We start from the raw sequence: 1,449 nt of genomic DNA, 5'->3' as shown, positions 1-1,449 counted from the left end.
CTTAGGAGTTCAAGTCACTACAGAAAATCTATGTTTTTCTTGGTCAACATAAGTCAAGCAACAACTTGATTTTACTGACTTTCCTGTAAATCCATGTCAAAATAAGAAAACTGAAAATCATCCAAGTTAAGCACCTCTCGCTGACAAATGAGTGACACTGTCACCCTGAGGGTTCAACCATTCCGTTCCTGCGAATTCATATTTATGGCTACCATTCTCACTGAATATGCGGTAATGATAACACTGTTTTCTTATTAGATTATCTATATCATAACGTGTGTGAAGTCGGATGTCGATTGTTTTTTGACCATTATTTACTCCGCATTACACGTACTCTCTTCTATGTTATAAAATCAAGCATCTTCTGCATATACACCATCTCCATAATATAAAAAAGAGGAGTCCCCGCAGGTTCTCCCCCGGTCGCAGGCCTCACAGGTTTCTGCAACGCGATCACTGTATTTGCAGTTTATTCCGCAATGGGAATGGGTTTTCGGTCTCCATCCAGACCACTGGAACAGGTTTAAGGTCTCTGTTCCGACCTTATATACATCTTTTATATTTTAATTATGCAAGATAACTTTAGAATCTGCAACAAGTTGTTGCTAAATTAACTGCTTATTTATGAACTCAATTCCGTTACCAGTGAAGAATATCTTTTTGTCCGGTTGTTTATATCCTCCTCACTGACACCATAATAACAATATAAATCTCTGGCTATTTTCTTAAACCTTTTTATGACCGACTTATTTCCAGAGTAAGATATTCCAAATATATTCCAGGTATAATCTACCTCTATTTCCATTAAATCCTCACCAATTTTTATTTCATATAAATGAAAATCCATGGGAATTACATTATCAGGCATTTGGTCAATCAATTTATTTCTAATTTCCATTTCATTCAAAAAATTTTTAACAGATTCTTCATTATGAAAATCTGGTTTTGGAATATCCTTCCTTTGGCCCAAAAGTTCTGGTTTATGCTGCATAATCAAACTAGCTTTTAGATTTTTCTGTCGTTCTATCCAATTTGTTGCGGCAGGATTGATTTCCACTAAATCATAATGATCCTTTGCGTATTGCACCACTTCCGCAAGGGTATGCGGGTTGGCCGCTATTCTCTTTTCTATCCTTTTTCGTCTGGATTGATAGATAGCATTTCGGATTCTAATCTTTAGAGATTGCTTTTGAGCTTCTCCAAATATAAAAACACTTGTGGGACCATCTTCACCATTTATTATGGAAACTTGATTGATACTTTTATTTTTCATAAGTGCCCTCTACTCACAAATCCCGATTATATCGGTGATTCACAATCTTTTAGCCAAAATCGCAGTTCCATAACCGTCACAGCAATTTTATACTTTACTTCGATTTCAATCTTTTCTGGTGGATTGGCTAAAAGCCTGTCAATATCATTTTCCTCAACACCAGCCATTTTTGCTAT

The 1,449-nt window shown here is 35.9% G+C and carries 2 protein-coding genes; both read right to left on the bottom strand.

Features of this window, described 5'->3' with window-relative positions; all coding sequences use genetic code 11:
- Window positions 1-622 precede the first annotated feature (622 nt).
- The gene (locus DV740_RS14620) at window positions 623-1,273 is read right to left on the bottom strand and encodes a hypothetical protein (protein ID WP_118088426.1); all 651 of its coding nucleotides are present in this window, start codon (window positions 1,271-1,273) and stop codon (window positions 623-625) included.
- Between the two features lie 26 nt (window positions 1,274-1,299).
- Window positions 1,300-1,440, bottom strand: a complete 141-nt coding sequence (locus DV740_RS15385; protein WP_012744350.1) for an HTH domain-containing protein — start codon at window positions 1,438-1,440, stop codon at window positions 1,300-1,302.
- Window positions 1,441-1,449: the final 9 nt, after the last annotated feature.

Origin of the sequence: Roseburia sp. AF02-12 (assembly GCF_003461765.1) — a bacterium.
GTDB classification, from domain to species: Bacteria; Bacillota; Clostridia; order Lachnospirales; family Lachnospiraceae; genus Roseburia_C; species Roseburia_C amylophila.
The sequence above is the reverse complement of the archived record's forward strand: the minus strand, read 5'-3'. Positions and strand labels throughout refer to the sequence as shown.